This window comes from Streptomyces marokkonensis (assembly GCF_008312835.1).
In the GTDB taxonomy this organism is placed as follows: Bacteria; Actinomycetota; Actinomycetes; order Streptomycetales; family Streptomycetaceae; genus Streptomyces; species Streptomyces marokkonensis_A.
In genome coordinates, this window is the sequence record NZ_VSKS01000003.1 from 508,714 (window position 1) to 526,753 (window position 18,040).

The 18,040-nt window shown below is 71.9% G+C and carries 16 protein-coding genes; 7 read left to right on the top strand and 9 right to left on the bottom strand.

The genetic code is table 11. The annotated features are described in order from the left end of the window. Positions 1 to 25 precede the first annotated feature (25 nt). Together F1615_RS08105 and F1615_RS08110 are read right to left on the bottom strand one after the other, a co-directional pair. The gene (locus F1615_RS08105; RefSeq protein ID WP_149548170.1) at positions 26 to 1,438 is read right to left on the bottom strand and encodes an ArsA family ATPase; all 1,413 of its coding nucleotides are present in this window, start codon (positions 1,436 to 1,438) and stop codon (positions 26 to 28) included. Between the two features lie 112 nt (positions 1,439 to 1,550). After that, positions 1,551 to 2,528 (bottom strand): ArsA-related P-loop ATPase, encoded by a 978-nt coding sequence (locus F1615_RS08110; protein WP_149548171.1) that lies wholly within the window; start codon positions 2,526 to 2,528, stop codon positions 1,551 to 1,553. Positions 2,529 to 2,668: 140 nt separating this feature from the next. Here F1615_RS08110 and F1615_RS08115 point away from each other — a divergent pair, with 140 nt between their 5' ends. From F1615_RS08115 to F1615_RS08130, 4 genes are all read left to right on the top strand, one after another. Further along, positions 2,669 to 2,830 carry a DUF4177 domain-containing protein gene (locus tag F1615_RS08115; protein ID WP_003975360.1) on the top strand — a complete coding sequence of 54 codons (162 nt, stop codon included), beginning with the start codon at positions 2,669 to 2,671 and terminating at the stop codon, positions 2,828 to 2,830. Further along, entirely contained in the window at positions 2,827 to 3,294 is a 468-nt protein-coding gene (locus F1615_RS08120; RefSeq protein WP_149548172.1) for a RidA family protein, read from the top strand. The genes F1615_RS08115 and F1615_RS08120 overlap by 4 nt, the downstream gene beginning before the upstream one ends. Before the next feature lie 198 nt (positions 3,295 to 3,492). Beyond that, positions 3,493 to 4,374, top strand: coding sequence for an NUDIX hydrolase (locus tag F1615_RS08125; RefSeq protein WP_149548173.1), 882 nt, complete (start codon positions 3,493 to 3,495; stop codon positions 4,372 to 4,374). After that, positions 4,371 to 5,201: an MBL fold metallo-hydrolase gene (locus F1615_RS08130; protein WP_149548174.1), complete on the top strand. Its 831-nt coding sequence runs from the start codon at positions 4,371 to 4,373 to the stop codon at positions 5,199 to 5,201. The genes F1615_RS08125 and F1615_RS08130 overlap by 4 nt, the downstream gene beginning before the upstream one ends. A gap of 75 nt (positions 5,202 to 5,276) precedes the next feature. Here the strand turns inward: F1615_RS08130 and F1615_RS08135 are convergent, their stop codons facing one another. Then, the gene (locus F1615_RS08135; protein WP_149548175.1) at positions 5,277 to 5,951 is read right to left on the bottom strand and encodes a Crp/Fnr family transcriptional regulator; all 675 of its coding nucleotides are present in this window, start codon (positions 5,949 to 5,951) and stop codon (positions 5,277 to 5,279) included. Positions 5,952 to 6,321: 370 nt separating this feature from the next. Here F1615_RS08135 and nth point away from each other — a divergent pair, with 370 nt between their 5' ends. From nth to F1615_RS08150, 3 genes are all read left to right on the top strand, one after another. Then, a complete protein-coding gene (gene nth, locus F1615_RS08140) occupies positions 6,322 to 7,479 on the top strand; it encodes an endonuclease III (protein WP_341873419.1) in 1,158 nt (385 codons plus the stop codon). A 91-nt stretch (positions 7,480 to 7,570) separates the two neighbouring features. Beyond that, entirely contained in the window at positions 7,571 to 8,266 is a 696-nt protein-coding gene (locus F1615_RS08145; RefSeq protein WP_149548176.1) for an NUDIX hydrolase, read from the top strand. Between the two features lie 45 nt (positions 8,267 to 8,311). Further along, entirely contained in the window at positions 8,312 to 9,511 is a 1,200-nt protein-coding gene (locus tag F1615_RS08150) for a MarP family serine protease (RefSeq protein WP_149548177.1), read from the top strand. 104 nt (positions 9,512 to 9,615) lie between these two features. Here the strand turns inward: F1615_RS08150 and F1615_RS36155 are convergent, their stop codons facing one another. From F1615_RS36155 to F1615_RS08180, 6 genes are all read right to left on the bottom strand, one after another. Continuing rightward, positions 9,616 to 9,798, bottom strand: coding sequence for a hypothetical protein (locus F1615_RS36155; protein ID WP_078492825.1), 183 nt, complete (start codon positions 9,796 to 9,798; stop codon positions 9,616 to 9,618). Positions 9,799 to 9,937: 139 nt separating this feature from the next. Continuing rightward, positions 9,938 to 10,888, bottom strand: coding sequence for an alpha/beta fold hydrolase (locus F1615_RS08160; RefSeq protein ID WP_149548178.1), 951 nt, complete (start codon positions 10,886 to 10,888; stop codon positions 9,938 to 9,940). After that, entirely contained in the window at positions 10,885 to 11,373 is a 489-nt protein-coding gene (locus tag F1615_RS08165; RefSeq protein ID WP_149548179.1) for a phage holin family protein, read from the bottom strand. Before F1615_RS08165 ends, F1615_RS08160 begins: the two co-directional genes overlap by 4 nt. Before the next feature lie 84 nt (positions 11,374 to 11,457). Further along, on the bottom strand, positions 11,458 to 12,894 hold the full coding sequence (nhaA, locus tag F1615_RS08170) for a Na+/H+ antiporter NhaA (protein ID WP_149548180.1): 1,437 nt from the start codon (positions 12,892 to 12,894) through the stop codon (positions 11,458 to 11,460). A gap of 214 nt (positions 12,895 to 13,108) precedes the next feature. Then, a complete protein-coding gene (acs, locus tag F1615_RS08175) occupies positions 13,109 to 15,064 on the bottom strand; it encodes an acetate--CoA ligase (RefSeq protein WP_149548181.1) in 1,956 nt (651 codons plus the stop codon). A 201-nt stretch (positions 15,065 to 15,265) separates the two neighbouring features. Then, positions 15,266 to 17,713 carry a bifunctional SulP family inorganic anion transporter/carbonic anhydrase gene (locus tag F1615_RS08180; RefSeq protein WP_149548182.1) on the bottom strand — a complete coding sequence of 816 codons (2,448 nt, stop codon included), beginning with the start codon at positions 17,711 to 17,713 and terminating at the stop codon, positions 15,266 to 15,268. Positions 17,714 to 18,040: the final 327 nt, after the last annotated feature.

Below are 18,040 nucleotides of genomic sequence, written 5' to 3' on the forward strand. Positions count from 1 at the left end.
CACGTCCGGCCCGCGGTATCGCTCCTCAGGTGTGCCAGGACGTTTCGGGCAGCTCCGGCCGGTCGGCCGCGAGCCGTTCGCCGATGTCCCGCAGCCCTGTGAGGTCGTGCACATCACCGGGCAGTGCGGCCACCTCGGTCACCGCCACCTCGGGGTGGAGCGCGGTGAAGCGGTCACGGGTGCGCTGCTCGCGGGAGAGCAACTGCATCCGCTCGGCGTGCAGTCTCAGCAGGGCCGCGGTGAGGCGGTCCACGGACCGCTCCGGGTCCTCGGCTGCCTCCGTGCCGTCGGCGGTGGCGGGGGAGCCTGGGCCGGGGACGTCCTGGGCCGGTGTCCCGGCCTCCTGTGCCGGTGTCCCGGCCGTCGCGGATGCAGCGGGCGAGTCTGAACTGCCGTGCGTTTCGGGAGAGTTACGAAGTCCAGCTTTCCCGTCCTCCTGATCCACAATGCGGGGGTCCTCAAGATTTTCCGCGGCGGCGAGCGCCCGCTCGGCCGACAGCCGGTCGGCGCCGCTGCCATGGACCCGGTTGAGCACCAGACCGGCCAGCGGCATGTCCTCCGCGGCCAGCCGCTCCACGAAGTACGCGGCCTCGCGCAGTGCGTCCCGCTCCGGGGCCGCCACCACCAGGAAGGCCGTCCCGGGCGCCTGGAGCAGCTTGTACGTGGCGTCCGCGCGCGTGCGGAACCCGCCGAACATCGAGTCCATCGCCGCCACGAACGTCTGCACGTCCTTCAGCAGCTGCCCGCCGAGCACCTTGCCCAGCACGCCGGTCATCATCGACATGCCGACGTTGAGGAACTTCATGCCCGCGCGCCCGCCGACCTTCGCCGGGGCCAGCAGCACGCGGATGAGCTTGCCGTCGAGGAAGGACCCGAGCCGCTTGGGCGCGTCAAGGAAGTCCAGCGCGGAACGGGAGGGCGGGGTGTCGACCACGATGAGGTCCCACTCGTCCCGGGACCGCAGCTGGCCCAGCTTCTCCATCGCCATGTACTCCTGCGTGCCCGCGAAGCCCGCAGAGAGTGACTGGTAGAAGGGGTTGCCCAGAATCGCGGCGGCCCGCTCGGGGTCCGCGTGCGCCTCGACGATCTCGTCGAAGGTGCGCTTCATGTCGAGCATCATCGCGTGCAGTTCGCCGCCCGCGGAGTCGTCGACGCCCTTCACCCGGCGCGGGGTGTTGTCGAGCGAGTCGATCCCCATGGACTGGGCGAGCCGGCGGGCCGGGTCGATGGTGAGGACCACCACCTTGCGCCCCCGCTCCGCCGCGCGCAGGCCCAGGGCCGCCGCGGTGGTCGTCTTGCCCACGCCACCCGAGCCGCAGCACACCACGATCCGGGTCTCCGGGTCCTCGATCAGCGGGTCGATGGCGAGCGTGCGGGTGGGGGAGAGATGGTGACGGGCCGGGTCGTGGGTCTGTGCCGGTTCCGGACGACGGCTCATGACATCCCCTGCTTCCGGTGCTTCCGACGCGTGACGGGGCCGGTACGGCCGTGGCGGTGACGGAGGTGACGGCCGCCGCGGGGCGGCCGGGACGACGTACGGGCGCGGGCGTTCACGACACGTCCTGTTCGCGCAGTTCCCTGGCGAGCGCGTACAGGCCGGCCAGGTCCATGCCCTCCGCGAGCAGCGGAAGCTCGTGCAACGGCACGTCCAGGTCCGCCAGCACGGCGCGCTGTTCCGTCTCCAGCGCGTACCGCTCGGCGTACTCCTCCGCCTGCGCGAGCAGCGGCTCCACCAGCCGCTCGGCGTGTCCGCCGCGCCGCGCGCCGCCGAGGCCGGCGGACGACAGCGCCCGCGCGACGGAGGAACGGGGGAGCGCCGCCACGAGTTCCAGGGCGGACGCGTCCAGCACCTCCGGCCGCACCATGTTCACGATGACCCTGCCCACCGGCAGCCGCGCCCCGCGCAGTTCCGCGATGCCGTCCGCGGTCTCCTGGACCGGCATCTCCTCCAGGAGCGTCACCAGGTGCACAGCCGTCTCCGGCGATTTCAGCACCCGCATGACCGCCTGCGCCTGATGGTGTATCGGGCCGATCTTGGCGAGCCCGGCCACCTCGTCGTTGACGTTGAGGAACCGGGTGATGCGGCCGGTCGGCGGGGCGTCCATCACGACGTAGTCGTAGACGAACCGGCCGCTTTTGTCCTTCCGCCGTACCGCCTCGCACGCCTTGCCGGTCAGCAGGACGTCCCGGACACCGGGGGCGATGGTGGTGGCGAAGTCGATCGCGCCGAGCTTTCTGAGGGCCCGGCCGGCGCTGCCCAGTTTGTAGAACATCTGGAGGTAGTCCAGAAGGGCCAGTTCGGGATCGATGGCGAGGGCGTACACCTCGCCGCCGCCCGGAGCGACCGCGATCTTCCGTTCCTCGTACGGCAGCGCCTCCGTCTCGAAGAGCTGTGCGATGCCCTGCCGGCCCTCGACCTCGACGAGAAGCGTCCGCTTCCCCTGCGTGGTCAGGGCCAGCGCTAGGGCCGCGGCCACCGTGGTCTTGCCGGTTCCGCCCTTGCCACTGACGACCTGGAGCCTGCTCACGTCTTCGAGCCTAAATGCTCGCCGCTCGCCCCGGCGGCTCCGGGTGGCGGTTCCCGTCGGTCGCGCCCCGAGCGGCGGGCGGGCACACGGGGCGGGTGGGGCCGCCGGGACCGGCTGCGGCAGCGGCTAGAGTCGGCCGCATGACCAAGTGGGAATACGCGACTGTGCCGCTGCTCGTCCACGCGACGAAGCAGATTCTGGACACCTGGGGCGAGGACGGCTGGGAGCTCGTCCAGGTCGTGCCCGGGCCGAACAACCCCGAGCAGCTGGTGGCCTACCTGAAGCGCGAGAAGCAGGCATGAGCGCCGTCGAGGCGAAGCTGACCGAGCTGGGCCTGAGCCTGCCCGAGGTCGTTCCGCCGCTGGCCGCGTACCAGCCGGCCGTGCGGTCGGGGCGGTACGTGTACACGTCCGGGCAGCTGCCCATGGTGGACGGCAAGCTCCCGCTGACCGGCAAGGTCGGCGCGGAGGTCACCCCGGAGGAGGCGAAGGAGCTGGCGCGCACCTGCGCGCTGAACGCCCTCGCCGCGGTGAAGTCCGTCGCCGGGGACCTGGACCGGGTGGCGCGCGTGGTGAAGGTTGTGGGCTTCGTCGCCTCGGCGGCGGACTTCACGGGCCAGCCGGGCGTGGTCAACGGGGCGAGCGAGCTGCTGGGCGAGGTCCTCGGCGACAAGGGCGTCCACGCCCGCAGCGCGGTGGGCGTCGCGGTACTGCCGCTGGACGCCCCGGTGGAGGTCGAGGTCCAGGTGGAACTCACGGAGGCGTAGCCCCCGGCGGCCGTGCGGCACGGCCCTCTCCCGCGGGCGCGGACCGCGGGCCCTCACGGGGACGGCCGTCCTCCCGGCGGTGCCGGTACGGGTGCGGCCGGCGCCGGGCGCTTCGCCGCCCGCCTCCGCGCCCGTACGGCTGCCCCGCCGTCCCTCCGGGCACTCGAACATCCGGGCGTCACGGGATAGCCTCCGGCCATGGCGAACGCGCAGGCAGACGGTCAGTGGTACCCGCCGGAATGGCCGGAACGGATCCGGGCGCTCGCGGGTGGCGGCCTCACGCCGGTCACGCCGAAGCGTGCGGCCACCGTCATGCTGCTCAAGGACACCGGCGACGGACCCGCCGTGCACATGCTGCGCCGCCGCACGTCCATGGCCTTCGCGGGCGGCGCGTACGCCTACCCCGGCGGCGGCGTGGACCCCCGCGACGACGACCGGCACGTCCGCTGGGCGGGTCCCACGCGCGCGTGGTGGGCCGACCGGCTCGGCGTCGACGAGACGGGAGCCCAGGCGATCGTCTGCGCGGCCGTACGGGAGACGTACGAGGAGGCCGGGGTGCTGCTCGCCGGACCGACCCCCGACACCGTGACCGGCGACACCACCGGCGACGACTGGGAGGCGGACCGTGCCGCGCTCGTCGCGCGGGAGACGTCCTTCGCCGAGTTCCTCGACCGCCGCGGACTGGTCCTGCGTTCGGACCTGCTCGGCGCCTGGACCCGCTGGATCACCCCCGAGTTCGAGTCCCGCCGCTACGACACGTGGTTCTTCGTGGCCAGGCTCCCCGAGGGCCAGCGCACCCGCAACGCCTCCACGGAGGCCGACCGCACGGTGTGGATCACCCCGCGCGGGGCGGCCGCCGGGTACGACCGGGGTGAGCTGCTGATGATGCCCCCGACCATCGCCACCCTGCGCCAGCTCACGGCGTACGCCACGGCAGCGGAGGCGCTCGACGCGGCTCCCGCGCGCGACCTCACGCCGGTGCTGGCCACCGCGCGCCTGGTGGAGGGCGAGATCGTGCTCTCCTGGCCGGGACACGATGAGTTCACCAAGCACGTACCGACGGGTGGAGCCCCGGCATGACGGACGCGAACACCCTGCCCGGCCGGCCACGGGGCGGCGTCCTGTCCGGCCCGGCCACCCCACGCGCCGTCAACGTGCTCGCGCCCAACCCCTCGGCGATGACCCTGGACGGCACCAACACCTGGATCCTGTCGGAACCGGACTCCGAGCTGGCGGTCGTGGTCGACCCGGGCCCGCTGGACGACGGGCACCTGCGGCACGTCGTCGGCACGGCGGAACGGGCCGGCAAGCGCGTCGCCCTCACCCTGCTGACGCACGGTCACCCCGACCACGCCGAGGGCGCCGCCCGGTTCGCCGAGCTGACCGGCACGAAGGTGCGGGCACTGGATCCGGCGCTGCGGCTCGGGGAGGAAGGGCTGGCCGCCGGGAACGTCATCACCGTGGGCGGCCTGGAACTGAGAGTCGTACCGACCCCCGGCCATACCGCCGACTCGCTGTGCTTCCACCTCCCGGCGGACCGGGCGGTCCTCACGGGCGACACCGTCCTGGGCCGCGGGACGACCGTCGTGGCCCACCCCGACGGCCGCCTGGGCGACTACCTGGACACGCTGCGCCGGCTCAGGTCGCTCACCGTCGACGACGGCGTGCACACGGTCCTGCCCGGCCACGGCCCCGTCCTGGAGGACGCGCAGGGTGCCGTGGAGTACTACCTCGCCCACCGCGCCCACCGTCTCGCCCAGATCGAGACGGCCGTCGAGAACGGCCACCGCACCCCGTCCGAGGTCGTCGCCCACGTCTACGCCGACGTCGACCGCTCCCTGTGGCCGGCCGCGGAACTGTCGGTACGCGCCCAACTGGAGTACCTGCGGGAGCACGGGATCATCTAGCCGCACCCATACGGCGGAGCCCCCGTCTTCCCGGCCGGGAAGACGGGGGCTCCGCCGTATGGCGTCCGCCGGGAGTCAGCGGGAACGCTTCGCGAGGCGTTCGACGTCCAGGAGGATCACCGCGCGGGCCTCCAGGCGGAGCCAGCCGCGCTGGGCGAAGTCCGCCAGGGCCTTGTTGACCGTCTCACGCGAGGCGCCGACCAGCTGTGCCAGCTCCTCCTGCGTGAGGTCGTGCACGACGTGGATGCCCTCCTCGGACTGCACGCCGAAGCGGCGGGAGAGGTCCAGCAGGGCGCGGGCGACACGGCCCGGGACGTCCGAGAAGACCAGGTCCGACATCGCGTCGTTGGTCTTGCGCAGCCGGCGCGCGACGGCGCGCAGCAGCGCGGTGGCGACCTCCGGGCGGGCGCTCAGCCAGGGCGTCAGGTCGCCGTGGCCGAGACCGAGCAGCTTGACCTCGGTCAGTGCCGTGGCCGTCGCGGTGCGCGGGCCGGGGTCGAAGAGCGACAGCTCCCCGATCAGCTCACTCGGGCCGACCACGGCGAGCATGTTCTCGCGGCCGTCGGGGGACGTGCGGTGCAGCTTGACCTTGCCCTCCGTGACCACGTACAGGCGGTCGCCGGGGTCGCCCTCGTGGAACAGGGAGTCGCCCCGTGCCAGGGTCACCTCGCTCATGGAGGCGCGAAGCTCCGCGGCCTGCTCGTCATCGAGCGCCGCGAAGAGCGGGTTCCGCCGCAGAACGTCGTCCACGAGTTCTCTCCTTGTCGACCTGCTCAGGGGATCTTGCTCCCCACGTACCAGGGGACCGTGGTGCCCCTTTTGCCGGGTGGTCCAAACAGTGTGATCTGTCACAAGGATGCCGTACGGGCCGGTCGGGGTAAGCGGCAGGGGTCCAATTGGACGCCGGTCTTCAGGGGCCGGGGCGGATGTCGGTGCCGGGCCGTAGGCTGGCCGGGTGTCCAAATCGCCGGTGAGAGCACAGGCCGAGGGGGCTGCGCGGGTGGTTGTACGTCGCGATTCCGCCGTGGGCGAACAGGGCTCCGATGGCGGTAGGGAAACGGCGAAAGCGGCAAAGAGGTCGTCGCCGTCGAAGAGGTCGGACGAGAAGCCGGCGGCTCGCGTGAGCGGCGCGGCCGAGGAGAAGAGCGTGCCGAGGAAGCGGGCTGCCGCCGGGAAGGCGGCGACTTCGGGCGGGGCCGCGCCCGCGGGCAGGAGGGCCGCGGGTGAAGCGGCTCCGGCCAAGAAGGCCGCGGGCAAGGCGGCTCCGGCCAAGAAGGCCGCGGGCAAGGAGACGGCGGCTGAAGCAGCCGCGCGCAAAACCGTGCCCGCGCGCAAGGCGGCGCCCGCGCGCAAGGCGGCGCCCGCCAAGAAGGCCGGCACCCTCAAGAAGGCAACTGCCCCCGTCAAGAAGGCCCCGCCCCCGAAGAAGCAGCTCGTCGCTCCGAAGAAGGCGACCGCAGCCGTCCACGCCGCCCCGGCGAAGACCGTCGTCAGGCCCGCCGGGAACGAGTCGCGTACCGCCCTGGTGCGGCGGGCCCGCCGCATCAACCGCGAGCTCGCCGAGGTGTACCCGTACGCCCACCCGGAGCTGGACTTCGAGAACCCCTTCCAGCTCGTGGTCGCCACCGTGCTGTCGGCCCAGACCACCGACCTGCGCGTCAACCAGACGACCCCCGCCCTCTTCGCGAAGTACCCCACCCCCGAGGACCTGGCCGCGGCCAACCCCGAGGAGGTGGAGGAGATCCTGCGCCCCACCGGCTTCTTCCGGGCCAAGACCAAGTCGGTGATAGGGCTTTCCAAGGCACTCGCGGAGGACTTCGGCGGCGAGGTGCCCGGACGGCTCGAGGATCTCGTCAAGCTGCCCGGTGTGGGCCGCAAGACCGCGTTCGTCGTGCTCGGCAACGCCTTCGGACGCCCCGGCATCACCGTGGACACGCACTTCCAGCGCCTCGTGCGCCGCTGGCAGTGGACCGAGGAGACCGACCCCGACAAGATCGAGGCGGCCGTCGGCGCGCTCTTCCCCAAGAGTGACTGGACCGACCTGTCCCATCACGTGATCTGGCACGGCCGCCGCATCTGCCACGCCCGCAAGCCCGCCTGCGGCGCCTGCCCCATCGCGCCGCTCTGCCCGGCGTACGGAGAGGGCGAGACGGACCCGGAGAAGGCGCGGAAGCTGCTGAAGTACGAGAAGGGCGGTCTCCCGGGCCAGCGTCTGAACCCGCCGCAGGCCTATCTGGACGCCGGCGGCAGGGCCGCCCCGCCGCTGGGGGCCGGATGACGGAGCGTTGCACGCCACGGCGGCCCGCGGAACGATCCCGGGGCCGCCGGGCGTTGGACCCGTGGGACGCGGCCGGACGACGGGGGTGGCGATGACGCGCACGAGCGGTGCCCGGGGCGGTCCGGTGACGCTCAGCCGGGAGGGGCTGCCCTCCTGGCTTGACCCGGTGGCCCGGGCGGCGGAGACGGTCGCGCCGAGGCAGCTCAGCCGTTTCCTGCCCCCGGAGAACGGCAAGGGGCGCCAGTCCGCCGTCCTCATCCTCTTCGGCGACGGCGAGCGCGGTCCGGAGCTGCTGCTCATGGAGCGGGCGAGTTCGCTGCGCTCGCACGCCGGGCAGCCGTCCTTCCCCGGCGGCGCCCTCGACCCCGAGGACGGTGACCCGCAGGGTGACGGACCGCTGCGCGCCGCGCTGCGCGAGGCCGAGGAGGAGACGGGCCTCGACCCGTCCGGCGTCCAGCTCTTCGGCGTACTGCCGAAGCTCTACATCCCGGTCAGCGGCTTCGTCGTCACGCCCGTGCTGGGCTGGTGGCGCATACCCAGCCCGGTGGGGGTCGTCGACCCGAACGAGACCGCGCGGGTGTTCACCGTCCCCGTGGCGGACCTCACGCACCCCGACAACCGCGCGACCACGGTTCACCCCAGCGGTCACCAAGGCCCCGCATTCCTGGTCGAATCGGCCCTCGTCTGGGGTTTCACGGCGGGCGTCATCGACCGGTTGCTGCATTTCGCCGGGTGGGAGCGCCCCTGGGACAGGGACAAGCAGGTGCCCCTGGACTGGCGGTCATGACAGGGTGGGCGCCGTGCTGGGTACGACGAGGCGAGGCTTGAAGCGGTGAACGTGCTGGACATCCTGTTGCTCCTCGCCGCCGTGTGGTTCGCGGTCGTCGGCTACCGCCAGGGCTTCGTCGTCGGCATCCTGTCGGTGATCGGCTTCCTCGGTGGCGGCCTGGCCGCCGTCTACGCGCTGCCCGTCATCTGGGACGTGCTGACGGACCATTCCGAGGTCAGCACCGCGGCCGCCGTCGTCGCGGTCGTCGTCGTCATCGTCTGCGCCTCCGTCGGCCAGGCGCTGACCACGCATCTCGGCAACAAACTGCGCCGCTACATCACCTGGTCCCCGGCCCGCGCGCTGGACGCCACCGGCGGGGCCCTGGTCAACGTCGTCGCGATGCTCCTGGTCGCCTGGCTGATCGGCTCCGCCCTCGCCGGTACGACGCTGCCGACGCTCGGCAAGGAGGTCCGCAGCTCCAAGGTGCTGCTCGGGGTCTCCCGGGCGCTGCCCGACCAGGCCGACACCTGGTTCGCCGACTTCTCCTCCGTCCTCGCGCAGAACGGCTTCCCGCAGGTCTTCAGCCCCTTCGCCAACGAGCCGATCACCGACGTCCGGCCCCCGGACCCGGCCCTGGCGGGCAGCCCGGTGGCGCTCCGCGCGCAGCGCTCCATCGTCAAGGTGACGGGCACCGCCCCGAGTTGCGGGAAGGTCCTGGAGGGCACCGGCTTCGTCTTCGCCGAGCGCCGCATCATGACCAACGCGCACGTCGTGGGCGGCGTCGACGAGCCGACCGTGCAGATAGGCGGCGAGGGCAGGAAGTACGACGCCACGGTCGTCCTCTACGACTGGAAGCGCGACATCGCCGTCCTCGACGTACCCGATCTGAAGGCGCCCGCGCTGCGGTTCACCACCGAGGACGCGAGCAGCGGCGACAGCGCCATCGTCGCCGGCTTCCCGGAGAACGGGGCGTACGACGTCCGCGCCGCGCGCCTGCGCGGGCGCATCACGGCGAACGGCCCCGACATCTACCACCGGGGCACGGTCCGCCGTGACGTGTACTCCCTGTTCGCGACGGTCCGTCAGGGCAACTCCGGCGGCCCGCTGCTCACCCCCGACGGCGAGGTCTACGGCGTGGTGTTCGCGAAGTCGCTCGACGACGCCGAGACGGGTTACGCGCTGACCGTGGACGAGATCCAGGAGGACATCACCAAGGGCCGTAGCGCCAACCAGCAGGTGGACAGCGACAGCTGCGCGCTCTAGGCCCCGCGGGGCCTTCGGGGGCAGCGGCTTTACGAACCCTCAGCCGTTACGAACGCCGGCCCTCACGAACAGTCAGCCGCGCGGGCCGCCGGCCGGACGGACCGTCAGCCGCGCGGGTGACGCAGCCGGACCGAGACCCAGCGGGCCCGGCGGCGGAGGATGCGCGGGATACCCACCCTGAGGTCCGTAGCTGCCATCTGAGGTGCACCGCCTCGCTGGTGGGAACCCACACCGCTCGCCGAGCGGCGATTGCGGCTTGCGTCACTGTAGTCGTGCGTCCAGCCCATACCCCGACGTCTGCCCCGGGCCCATGGTCGATAACCTCCCGGCGGGCCCTCAATTGGCCTATGCGCCGGGCAATTGGCGTTCGTCGGACAAGTGTTCAGGAGGCTGGTGCCGGGAGCGACACCGACCGCGTCCGGACGGTCACCGATCCGGCTCGGGATCCTTCAGCCAGTTGATCAGTTCCGTCGAGAAACTGACCGGGTCCTCCTCGTGGGGGAAGTGGCCCAGCCCGTCGAACAGCCGCCAGCGGTAGGGCGCTTCGACGTACTGCCCGGAGCCGGCGGCGCTCCGCGTGCGCACCACGGGATCCAGCGAGCCGTGCAGGTGCAGTGTCGGCACCCGCACCGGCCGCTTCATCCTGCGGTTGTACTGGATGCCGTCCGGGCGGGCCAGGGAGCGCACCATCCACCGGTACGGCTCGACCGAGCAGTGCGCCGTGGACGGGATGCACATGGCCCGCCGGTAGTTCTCCAGCGCCTTGTCGTCCGGCAGGTGCGGCCCGGACCAGTCCTGGATGAGCTTCGCCACCAGCGCCCCGTCGTCCGCGGTGAGCTGCCGCTCCGGGATCCAGGGCCGCTGGAACCCCCAGATGTGGGACAGGGCGGCCGACTGCCTGGCGTCGGAGACCAACGCCGACCGCCAGCGCCGCGGATGCGGCATGGACGCGACCGCCAGCCGCCGTACGAGCTTGGGGCGCATCGCCGCCGCCGTCCAGGCCAGGTATCCGCCCAGGTCGTGTCCCACCAGGGCGGCGTCCGGCTCGCCGAGGGAGCGGATCACCCCGGTGATGTCCAGCGCGAGGTTGGCCGGGTCGTAACCGCGCGGCGTACGGTCGCTGCCGCCGACGCCCCGCAGGTCCATGGCGACGGCCCGGAAGCCCGCGTCGGCGAGCGCCGTCAGCTGGTGCCGCCAGGTCCACCAGAACTGCGGGAACCCGTGCAGCAGCAGCACCAGGGGGCCGTCGCCCAGCTCCGCGATGTGGAAGCGGGCGCCGTTGGCGGCGACGTCGCGGTGGATGAGCCCCGAGCTGCCGGGGATGTCCAGGCGTACGACCGAAGCGGGTTGCGCCGAAGGGGTGGCGGGGTCCGTCATGAGGACGAGCGTGCCACAGCCTCGATGGCCTGGGGGACCCGGTCCTCCGGCAGGGCGGGACGCGGGTGCGGCTTGGCCTTCTGCAGCACGCCCGCCGTCTCCTTCATCGAGGCGGCGACCTTCTGGGCGCCGCGGCCCTTCTTGGCCTTCTTGGCGAAGGTGACGCCGATGAGCGCGAGGACCCCGGCGATCAGCACGTTCGCCGCGAAGGACAGCAGGAAGCAGATCGCGAGGTTCCACTCGCTCCAGGTACGGATGCCGTAGGCGAGGGCGAAGTTCAGCATCGGCAGGGAGAACAGCAGCAGCACTCCTGCCGCCGTGAAGGCGCCGCCGCTGGTGGCGCCCCGCTTGACGTCCTGCCTGAGCTGCGCCTTCGCCAGCGCGATCTCGTCGTGCACCAGCGCCGACATGTCAGCCGTCGCCGAGGCGAACAGCTGGCCGATGCTGCGTTCGGCGCCGACCGGGCTGCCGTCGGGTGCGCTCATCGCGGTCTCCCTCTCCTGCGTACGCTCTGCGTACGGTCCTCGTGCCTGCGCGGACGGTTCAGTCTTTTGTACCGTCTCGTCAGATCATGCCGGACCGTCGTGCTCCTCGCTTGCCCCGTCGGTCACTTCGGCAAGCGCGTCCCGCTCGGCGGCCTTCTCCCGGGCGAGTCGCCGGTGCTCGACGGCCTTGCGTTCGTGGATCTCCGCCATGCGCAGGTGGTACGCCGGGTCGTCCTGTTCGTAGACGTCCGGGATTCCGCTGAGGTCCTCGTCGCGCTCCTCTTCCTCGATCAGCTTGCGGTACTTGGCGTTCCGTATCTTCAGCAGGACCGTCGCCAGGGCGGCGGCGATCAGCGAGCCGGCCAGGACGGCCGCCTTGACGCTGTCCGTCATCGACGCGTCGTCCTCGAAGGCGAGCTCGCCGATGAGTAGCGAGACGGTGAAGCCGATGCCCGCGAGGGCCGCCACCGCGAACACGTCCGCCCAGGCGAGCTCGTCGCTGAGCGAGGCCCTGGTGAATCGGGCGGTCAGCCAGGTGCCGCCGAAGATGCCGAGCGTCTTGCCGACGACGAGGCCGAGGACGACGCCGAGCGTCTCGGGCTGGGTGAACACCTCCGCGAGCGCGTCGCCGGAGACCACCACGCCCGCGCTGAACAGGGCGAACAGCGGGACCGCGAGGCCCGCCGAGAGTGGCCGGACGAGGTGCTCGATGTGCTCGCCGGGGGAGTGCTCCTCGCCCTCGCGGCGGTGGCAGCGCAGCATCAGGCCCATGGCGACACCGGCGATGGTGGCGTGGATGCCGCTGTTGTACATCAGCCCCCACACGACCAGCGCGAGCGGCACGTACACGTACCAGCCGCGTACGCCCTTGCGCAGCAGGAACCAGAAGGCGGCCAGGCCGACGACGGCCCCGCCGAGCGCCGCGAAGTTCAGGTCGCTGGTGAAGAAGACCGCGATGATCAGGATCGCGAACAGGTCGTCGACGACGGCGAGGGTGAGCAGGAAGGCGCGCAGCGCGCTCGGCAGGGAGGTGCCGATGACGGCGAGGACGGCGAGCGCGAAGGCGATGTCGGTGGCGGTGGGTACGGCCCAGCCGGCCAGGGAACCGCCGCCCGCGGTACTGGTGAACACGTAGACCAGCGCCGGTGCGGCCATGCCGCACAGGGCGGCGACGACCGGAAGCGCGGCGGCCTTGGGGTCGCGCAGATCGCCGGCGACGAGTTCACGCTTGAGCTCGACGCCCGCGACGAAGAAGAAGACCGCGAGCAGTCCGTCGGCGGCCCAGTGCGCCACGGACAGGTCCAGCCCGATCGCCCCGGGGCCGAAGTGGAAGTCGCTGACGCTCTCGTAGCTGTCACCCAGCGCGGGTACGTTCGCCCAGACCAGCGCGGCCACGGCGGCCAGCAGCAGGAGTACGCCACCGACGGTCTCGGTGCGCAGCGCGTCGGCCACGAAGGACCGCTCGGGCAGGGAGAGGCGTCCGAAAACCTTGCGGGGGGTGGGGGTCTGGGGCGCGGTCACGGGGAGATCCTCAGTTCTATGGGCAGCACGAATCGCGTGCCGACCAGACTTCCCGGCGCTCCCTGAGACAGCTTTTTGCTTAGTTTATCTAACGTGCTCCCGGGGCGCACCAGGAGCACCCCACGGGTACCCCGGGACGCCCCCGCGTATGACTGCGGGGGCGCCCCGGGTGCGACGTGCGCAGACGCCCCGGGAGTAATCGTCCGCCGGCCGGTCAGTCCTCGCCGGGCGCCTGGGGCAGCTTGGCCTGGATGAGGTCCATGACCGTGGAGTCCGTCAGCGTGGTGACGTCTCCGAGCTGGCGGTTCTCCGCGACGTCGCGCAGGAGGCGGCGCATGATCTTGCCGGAGCGGGTCTTGGGCAGCTCGGCCACCGGGAGGATCCGCTGGGGCTTGGCGATCGGGCCGAGCGTGGCGCCCACGTGGGCCCGCAGTTCGCCGACGAGGTCCTCGCTCTCCGCCGCCGTACCGCGCAGGATGACGAAGGCGACGATGGCCTGGCCGGTCGTCTCGTCCGCCGCGCCGACCACGGCCGCCTCGGCGACCGAGGGGTGGGAGACGAGCGCGGACTCGACCTCCGTGGTGGAGATGTTGTGGCCGGACACCAGCATCACGTCGTCGACCCGGCCGAGCAGCCAGATGTCGCCGTCGTCGTCCTTCTTGGCGCCGTCACCCGCGAAGTACCTGCCCTCGAAGCGCGACCAGTAGGTGTCGATGAACCGCTGGTCGTCGCCCCAGATGGTGCGCAGCATCGACGGCCACGGCTCGGTGAGGACCAGGTAGCCGCCGCCCCCGTCGGGCACCTCGTTCGCCTCGTCGTCGACGACGGTCGCGGCGATGCCGGGCAGCGGGGTCTGGGCGGAGCCCGGCTTGGCGTCGGTCACGCCCGGCAGCGGGGAGATCATCATCGCGCCGGTCTCGGTCTGCCACCAGGTGTCCACGACCGGGGTGCGGTCCGCGCCGATGTTCTTGCGGTACCAGATCCACGCCTCGGGGTTGATCGGCTCACCCACCGAGCCCAGCACCCGCAGGCTGCTGAGGTCGAACTTCGCGGGGATGTCGTCGCCCCACTTCATGAACGTGCGGATCGCGGTCGGGGCGGTGTAGAGGATCGTCACGCCGTACTTCTGCACGATCTCCCAGAAGCGGCCCTGGTGCGGGGTGTCCGGGGTGCCCTCGTACATGACCTGGGTGGCGCCGTTGGCGAGCGGGCCGTAGACGATGTACGAGTGGCCGGTGACCCAGCCGACGTCGGCCGTGCACCAGTACACGTCGGTCTCGGGCTTGAGGTCGAAGACGGCCCAGTGCGTGTACGCCGTCTGGGTCAGGTAGCCGCCGGAGGTGTGCAGGATGCCCTTCGGCTTGCCCGTGGTCCCCGAGGTGTAGAGGATGAACAGCGGGTGCTCGGCCCCGAACGCCTCCGGGGTGTGGTCGGCGCTCTGCCGCTCCACCAGGTCGTGCCACCACACGTCGCGGCCCTCGGTGAAGGCGACGTCCTGGCCGGTGCGGCGCACGACGAGGACGTGCTCGACGCTCTCCACCCGGCTGACGGCCTCGTCCACGGCCGGCTTGAGCGCGGAGGGCTTGCCGCGCCGGTAGCCGCCGTCGGCCGTGATGACGACACGCGCGTCGGCGTCCTGGATGCGGGTGGCCAGCGCGTCCGCCGAGAAGCCGCCGAAGACGACGGAGTGCGCGGCGCCGATGCGGGCGCAGGCCAGCATCGCGACGGCGGTCTCGGGGATCATCGGCATGTAGACGGCGACCCGGTCGCCCTTGCGGACCCCCAGCTCCAGCAGGGCGTTGGCGGCCTTGGAGACCTCGTCCTTGAGCTGGGCGTAAGTGAGGGAGCGGCTGTCGCCCGGCTCGCCCTCGAAGTGGATGGCGACCCGGTCGCCGTGCCCGGCCTCCACATGACGGTCCACGCAGTTGTAGGCGACGTTGAGCTCGCCGTCCTGGAACCACTTGGCGAACGGCGGGTTCGACCAGTCCAGGGTTTCGGTGGGCTCGGTGGCCCAGGTCAGCCGGCGGGCCTGCTCGGCCCAGAAGCCGAGCCTGTCAGCCTTGGCCTGTTCATACGCCTCCGCCGTGACATTGGCGTTCGCGGCCAGGTCGGCGGGGGGAGTGAAGCGACGCTCCTCCTTCAGAAGGTTGGCCAGGCTTTCATTGCTCACGGCATCTGCCTTTCCCAGGGTGTCCGTTGTGTCCCAGGCCACAGCTCATCAGACCCGGGGGTGCGCTGACAAGGGCCGACGGGCAATTGGTTTAGACCTGTCGGGGGTCGAGTGGCGCGGTGTGCGACACCCCTTCCCACGGGCCCCGGAGCAGGCCGGTTCAAGGTGTGTAACGCCTCTCACACCCGGACACGCCCCGCCTCACATCGCCAGGTCCGCGGCTCGGACTCTGTCGAACACCCTTTCCTCTCCCCGCTCGGTGAGGAGGTACGCCTGGGCCTCACCCACGTGGAAGTACAGCCCGTGGAGTTCCAGGGCCTCGTCCTTCAGGGCCCGGGCCACCGATTCGTGGGCGCGCAGGTGCTCCAGCTGCTGCACCACGTTCGTCAGGCAGAGCTCCTCGACGGCGTCGGCGGGTGTCCTCCCGGTCAGCCGCGGCGTGGGCCGGCTCGTGTCGCCCATGCGCTCCAGGCTCGGCCGCCCGTGCCGCAGCCAGCGTCTCAGCGGCGTACGGGCGCCGCCCGGGTCGGAGTCGAGCAAGGCCTGCATCGCACCGCACCCCGAGTGCCCGCACACCGTGATCGAGCGCACCGCCAGTACTTCCACGGCGTACTCGAGGGCGGCGGCCACCGAGTCGTCGCCGCTCTCCGCGCCGGGCGGGGGCACGAGATTGCCGACGTTGCGCACCACGAACAGGTCTCCGGGACCACTGGATGTGATCATGGACGTGACCACCCGCGAGTCGGCGCAGGTCAGGAACAGCTGGGCGGGCTGCTGCCCCTCGCGCGCCAGCCGGGCCAGCTCGCCGCGCACCAGGGGAGCGGTCTTCCGCTGGAACGCGCTGAGGCCGCGCACCAGTTGGTCGCCACTGGTACCGTCCGGCTCCGGCTCGACTGCAGCGACTCCGTCCGTACCGCCCGCTCGGTCCTCTCCGTCCTTCCCGTCGGTCGTGCCCGGGGGCCGGTCGCCGTCCGGCAGTGACCGGGGGCGCTCGCACTGGTGGTTGCGCCAGGCCGTCCAGGGCCGGCAGCGGCATTCCGCGTCGGACGCGCCCGCCTCCTCGGGTCCGTCGGCGGGCTCCCCGGAGGTGAGGGCGGCGGGTTCGGCGATCCGGACCCCGGCGCGGCGGCCGGTGATCTCCACGGTGCCGCCCCGGGCGGTGTGGGTGCTCTGCCAGTCCTGAAGCGTCTCGTACGCCGCGTGGTCCATGAAGGAGCCGTCCAGTTCCACGACGACGTCGGCCCCCTGGGGTACGAGATGCAGGGCGCGGCTGAGCCGTGGCACCGCGAGGAACGTCAACTGCCCTCTTACGTGTACGTGATGGACTCCTTCCTCTTCCTCGTGGGTGATGCGCGTGCGGGTGAGGCGGTGCAGGGCGACGGCGACGGCGACGGCGATGCCCAGGGCCACTCCCTCCAGGACGCCGAAGCAGACGACGCCGAGGGTGGTCACGGCGTAGACCAGCACTTCGCGGTGGCGGGTCACCGTGCGGATGTGGTGCAGGGACACCATCTGGATGCCGACGGCCATCACCAGGGCGGCGAGTGAGGCGAGCGGGATGAACTCCAGGAGCGGGACCATCAGCAGTGCGGCGGCCACTACGAGAACGCCGTGCAGCATCGTGGAGTTCCGGCTCACGGCACCCGCGTGGACATTCGCGGAACTGCGTACCGCGACCCCGGCCACGGGCAGTCCGCCGAGCGAGCCGGAGACGATGTTGGCCGCGCCCTGCCCGAGCAGTTCGCGGTCCAGGTCGGACCGCCCGACGGGGCCGGCACCGGGGCGGCCGGACACCAGTTTGTCCACCGCCACCGCGCCGAGCAGCGACTGCACGCTGCACACCAGTGTCGTGGTGAGCACGGCGGCAACGAGGCCGAGCACGGGTCCCTCGGGCAGTCCGGCCAGGGCGTGGTTGCGCCAGGACGGCAGATCCACCTTGGGCAGGACGAGCCCGGCCGCGGCGGCGATCGCGGTCGCCCCGGCGACGGCCACGAGTGCGGCCGGAACCGCACGCAGCAGGCGTCCGGCCCGGCCGGGGAGCCGCGGCCAGAGCAGCAGCAGGGCGAGGGTCAGCACGCTCACCGACAGGGCCGCGGGGTGCAGGTCCGCCAGCTGGGCGGGAAGTGCGCGGAGGTTGTCGGGGACCGAGCTCTGCGGCGTGCCGCCGAGGACGATGTGCAGCTGGGCGACGGCGATGGTGACACCGATGCCGGCGAGCATGCCGTGCACGATCGCGGGGCTCACGGCGAGCGCGCCGCGGGCCACCCGCAGACAGCCGAGACCGAGCTGGGCGAGGCCGGCGAGCACGGTGATCGCGCAGGTCGCCCGCCATCCGTACTGCTGGATGATGTCGGCGGTGACGACGGTGAGTCCCGCGGCCGGACCGCTGACCTGGAGCGGGGAGCCACCGATCCGCCCGGCGACGATTCCGCCGACGGCGGCGGCGACCAGGCCGGCCTGGAGCGGCGCGCCGGTGGCGAGGGCGATGCCGAGGGACAGGGGGAGGGCGATCAGGAAGACCGCGATCGCGGCCGACACGTCGGCGCCGGCGACGCGGAAACGACGGGGCCCGGGCGGCGGGCTGTGGGGCGGATGGGTGCGCTCGGTGTGGTCCGGATCGACGGTACGGGTGGGAACGCAGGCTGACATGGTGTCCCGTCTCCTTCGGGTCTGCGCGGTCGCTCGGCTGGTGGTCGCGCTCGGTGGCGGGGCGGTCATGGCCGTGGGGCAGAGCCCCGGAACGGCGGGGAGATGGCAACAATCAGTAAACGAATCGTAATTCCGAGTAAAGCGCTGGCATAGACTTTCCGGGCAAATGGGGGAATCAATCACCTCGGCGAGTGAAGTGGTCATTTCGTCGGCTTGTCGTATTAATTCCTTCTTCCTTTCGTGCGACGTTGGCGGCGCTGTCGGCATGGACCGGCACAGCACCAGACATCGCCCTCATCGAGCTCGGCCCGAGAGAAGGAAGAAGGT